This window comes from Cryobacterium sp. (assembly GCF_025463825.1).
In the GTDB taxonomy this organism is placed as follows: Bacteria; Actinomycetota; Actinomycetes; order Actinomycetales; family Microbacteriaceae; genus Cryobacterium.
The window spans coordinates 1-4,619 of sequence record NZ_JAODBG010000078.1 but is presented as its reverse complement, the minus strand read 5'-3'; the positions used below and the strand labels follow the sequence as shown (position 1 = coordinate 4,619).

Below are 4,619 nucleotides of genomic sequence, written 5' to 3'. Positions count from 1 at the left end.
CGGTCTTCGGAGCGCGCGGTGCCGTCGGGTGAGCGGCCTTCGGGCGGGCTGGGGCCGGCGTCGGCGCTGCTGCTGCTGCCGCGGCCGCCGCGGCTTCGGCGGCCTTCATGGCGCGCGTCTTACGGGGCGCTTTCTTGGCCGGCGCTTCGATGACGGGCAGCGGGGTGGTGCGCGGCGGGCGGGCACCCTGCACACTGGCTGCGCCCTCGAAACCGGTGAGCACGATGCTGGTCAGCGACGGCAACTCCACGCCCATCGCGTCGAGGGCCTTTTTGAGGCGCAGGCGCAACTCGCGGGCCACGTCGTCCTTGGCGGTGGTGCGCGTCTTCATCACGATACGGATGACGATCGCCTCGGCGGAGATCGACTCGAGGCCCCAGATTTCGGGCTTCTCGAGCACCCGGGAGCGCCACTTGGTGTTGGTGGCCATCTCCACGGCGACGCGGAGCATCTCGGTCTGCACGGCGTCGACATCCGTCTTGTACGGCACGGCGAGGTCGATGATGACCCGCGCCCAGCCCTGAGACATGTTGCCCACCCGGAGGATCTCGCCGTTCCGCACGAACCAGAGGGTGCCGTTCACGTCCCGGACCTGCGTGATGCGGATGCCGACGGCTTCGACGACACCCGTCGCAAACCCCAGGTCCACGACGTCGCCGACGCCGAGCTGGTCTTCCATCACCATGAACAGCCCGTTGAGCACGTCCTTGACGATGTTCTGGGCGCCGAAACCGAGGCCGGCGCCGAGAGCGGCGGTGAGGAGCGCGAAGGAGCTGAGGATGCTCGTGTCGATCGTGTTAACGATCAACAGGACGGCGACCACGACAATCAACACGTTGACGATGTTCGTGAGCACCGAGCCGAGCGTTCGGGTGCGCTGCACGGTGCGCACCGCCGCCACCGGGGACACATTCAGGGCCTGGGTGTCATCGACCTTCTGGTTCTTCTTCACCCCCGACACGATCTGGGTCACCACACGGTGGATCAGGAACAGCAGCAGCCAGCGCGCGACCAGCGCAAAGACGATGATGACGGCGATCTGGACGATGTCCAGTTCCCAAATGAAGGTGGTCGTTTTCCAGAATGTAGTCCAGTCCATAGCCCGGCCAGTCTATCGAGCGCCGACCGGGCGCTCCCTGAGCGCCACTCGGGTGCACAACGAACGCTGGTCGAGCCGGTCGAGACCCGATGGAGGGTCTCGACAAGCCCGACCAGCGAGAGCGATCGCTGTTACTCCTTGTCGCGGGCCTGCACGCGCAGGCTCCGCTCCACACCGGCGAGGTTTTCGACCACGAGACGACGCAGGGCTGCGGGCTCCGGGTTGGCGTCCAGCCAGGCGCGGGTCGCGTCGACCAGGGCCTGGTTCGACAGCGGCGAGGGGTAGAGGCCCACAATCAGCTTCTCGGCGATCGCGTAGCTCCGCTCGGCCCAAACCTTCTGCAGCACGTCGAAGTACTGCGCGACGAACGGCTCGAGCAGGCTCGTGTCGTGGGCGCGCAGGAAGCCGGCAGCGGTGACCCGCACGATGGTGTTCGGTGCCGTGTCGACGTCGATGAGCGACGACCAGGCTGCCTGCTTGGCTTCGACAGTGGGAATGGCGGCGCGCACGTTCGCGGCCGACTGGGCTCCGGTGGCGGTGTTGTCCGCGGCCAGGGCCGCGTCGATCTCCGTCGCGCCGGCTTCGCCGCCGGCGACGAGGGCGCCGAGCAGCTCCCAGCTCAGGTCGGTGTCGATGTCCAGGCCCGGCAGCTTGAAAGAACCGGTGCGAAGGCCCGCGATCGCGGCCAGCTGCGCGGGCGTCTTGGCCACGGAGGCGAAGAACTTGACGAACTGGAACTGGGCGTCACTGCCGGCCTCTGCGCCCTGGGCGAGCGCCCAGAGGGCGTCGCCGACCGCGGTGACGGTAGCGTCCTGGTGTTCGGGCGCCACGTAGTACTGCGCCGTCAGGGACACCTGGCCGAGCACCGTTCGGAGGGTGGTGGACTCGGTTTCGGTGGCGATGTTGCCCAGCACCAGCTTGACGAAGTCACGTGGCGGGGTTTCGGCGTCTCGGGTGGCGTCCCAGACGGAACCCCAGACCAGGGAGCGGGCCAGCGGGCTTTCGATCGCGGCGAGGTGCTCGAGGGCCACGGCGTGCGAGGCCGCGTCGAGGCGCACCTTGGCGTAGGCGAGGTCGTCGTCGTTGAGCAGGATCAGGTCGGCGCGCTTGCGGCCGACGAGCTCCGGCACATCCGTCGAGACGCCGTCGACGTCGAGTTCCACCCGGTGGGTGCGCACCAGCGCGCCCTCGACTAGGTCGTAGAACCCGATGGCCAAGCGGTGCGGGCGGATGGTGGGGTAGTCCTCGGTGGCGCTCTGCTGCACGGCGAACGCGGTGATCACACCGGCTTCGTCGACCTCGATCTGGGGGCGCAGGGTGTTCACGCCGGCGGTCTCGAGCCACAGGGCGGCCCAGCCGCTCAGGTCGCGGCCGGACGCTGCTTCGAGTTCGACGAGCAGGTCGCGCAGTTCGGTGTTGCCCCAGGCGTGCTTCGTGAAGTAGGAGGCGACGCCGGTGAAGAACGCGTCGATGCCCACCCAGGCCACCAGCTGCTTGAGCACCGATCCGCCCTTGGCGTAGGTGATGCCGTCGAAGTTGACCTGTACGTCTTCGAGGTCGGTGATGGTCGCGACGACCGGGTGGGTGGAGGGCAGCTGGTCCTGGCGGTACGCCCAACTCTTCTCCATCGCGGCGAACGTGGTCCACGCTTCGGTCCACTCGGTGGCCTCGGCGGTGGCGATGGTGGATGCCCACTCGGCGAACGACTCGTTCAGCCACAGGTCGTTCCACCACTTCATGGTGACGAGGTCGCCGAACCACATGTGGGCCAGCTCGTGCAGGATCGTGACGACGCGGCGTTCCTTGATGGCGTCGGTGACCTTGGAGCGGAACACGTAGGTCTCGGTGAAGGTGACGGCGCCGGCGTTTTCCATGGCGCCGGCGTTGAACTCCGGCACGAACATCTGGTCGTACTTATCGAACGGGTACGGGAAGTCGAACTTGTCCTCGTAGTACGCGAAGCCTTGGCGGGTTTTCTCGAAGATGTAGTCGGCGTCCAGGTACTCGAACAGGCTCTTGCGGCTGAACAGGCCCAGCGGGATGACGCGGCCGTCGCTGGAGGTGAGTTCGCTGCGCACCACGGCGTACGGACCGGCGACGAGGGCGGTGATGTAGCTGGAGATGGTGTGGGTGGGCTCGAACGCCCAGGTCTTGTTGCCGTTGCCGGCATCCGTGGGCTCCGGCGTGGCCGAGTTGGAGATAACTTCCCAGGCGCCGGGCGCGGTGACCGTGAACCGGAAGGTGGCCTTGAGGTCGGGCTGTTCGAACACGGCGAACACCCGGCGGGAGTCGGGCACCTCGAACTGGCTGTAGAGGTAGACCTCGTTGTCGACGGGGTCGACGAAGCGGTGCAGGCCCTCGCCGGTGTTCGTGTACGCGGCGTCGGCGACGACGGTGAGGACGTTCTCGGCTGCGAGGTCCTCGAGCTGGATACGGGTGCCGTCGCTGACGGCGGCCGAGTCGAGCTCGGCGCCGTTGAGCATGACGCTGTGCACGTTCTCGGTGATGGCGTCGATGAAGGTCGAGCTGCCGGCCGCGGCGGTGAAGACGACGGTGGTGGTGCTGGCGAAGGTCGTGGGACCCGTCGTCAGGTCAAGGGTGACGTCGTAACTGGTCACCGTGACGAGCGCCGCGCGCTCCTGGGCTTCGATCCTGGTGAGGTTTTCTCCGGGCAACGGTATTCTCCATCTGTTTCGCGGGCGCTTCTGGCGCCTTCCGCACGGAGAACCAGCCTAGCCATGAAACGGCGGGCGGACCGGCTTTCGAGTCAGCCGACGGGCAGCGGGGCAGCGGCCCGGTCGGCACCCACGCGGATCGGCCAGGCGCCGTCGATCACGATGAGGTCGTCGCCCTTGGACTTGCGCAGGTAGGCCTGGAAGCTCTCGGCCTGCTCGAGCGCCCAGCCGACCTGGCGGGCGTGCAGGTCGTGCAGGTGGGTTTCGTCGGTCTTCGCCAGCAGCGCCCAGGCCACCCGGCCGGTGGCGACGGCATCCGCTTCGGCATCGTGGGCGCCCTCAAGCACCACGCCGTAGTACTCGGCGGTCACCACGAGGGTGCGCTTGCCCTTGCGGTACTTGTCGATGGCCTTGTCGATCACGTAGGGGTCGAGCACCGGACCGAAGTCCTCGATCGGTTCGAGGCCGTACCGGCGGGCCTCGGCATTGAGCATGGAGAGGTCGAAGCTGGCGTTGTAGGCCACGATCGGCCGGCCGCCGGCGATGCTGCGGCGGAGCACTGTGAGCATCTCGGCGATGGCGGTGGCCGGGTCGACGCCGTCGCGCTGGGCGACCTCGTCGGTGATGCCGTGGATGGCGGAGGCGCCCTCGGGGATCGGGATGCCCGGGTTGACGAGCCAGCTGTAGGACCCGTTCACCTGGCCGTCGCGCATGACGCGGCCGATGAAGCACGTGACGATGCGGTCCTCGTCGGTATTGACCCCGGTGGTCTCCAGATCGAAAACGCAGAGCGACGGAATATCGGCGATAGCAATGTGCACGGTTGATGTCTCCACGCTCAAGAC

General features: G+C 67.5%; 3 protein-coding genes. All 3 read right to left on the bottom strand.

The window, feature by feature from the left end; translation table 11 throughout:
* Window positions 1–1,099 (bottom strand): mechanosensitive ion channel domain-containing protein (locus JWP54_RS09670; protein WP_297371019.1); only part of this gene is annotated, 1,099 nt, incomplete at its 3' end.
* A gap of 131 nt (window positions 1,100–1,230) precedes the next feature.
* Window positions 1,231–3,774: an aminopeptidase N gene (gene pepN, locus JWP54_RS09665; RefSeq protein WP_297371016.1), complete on the bottom strand. Its 2,544-nt coding sequence runs from the start codon at window positions 3,772–3,774 to the stop codon at window positions 1,231–1,233.
* Window positions 3,775–3,866: 92 nt separating this feature from the next.
* Window positions 3,867–4,619, bottom strand: a 753-nt coding sequence (locus JWP54_RS09660) for an exonuclease domain-containing protein (RefSeq protein ID WP_367274210.1), incomplete at its 5' end; no start/stop codon positions are given.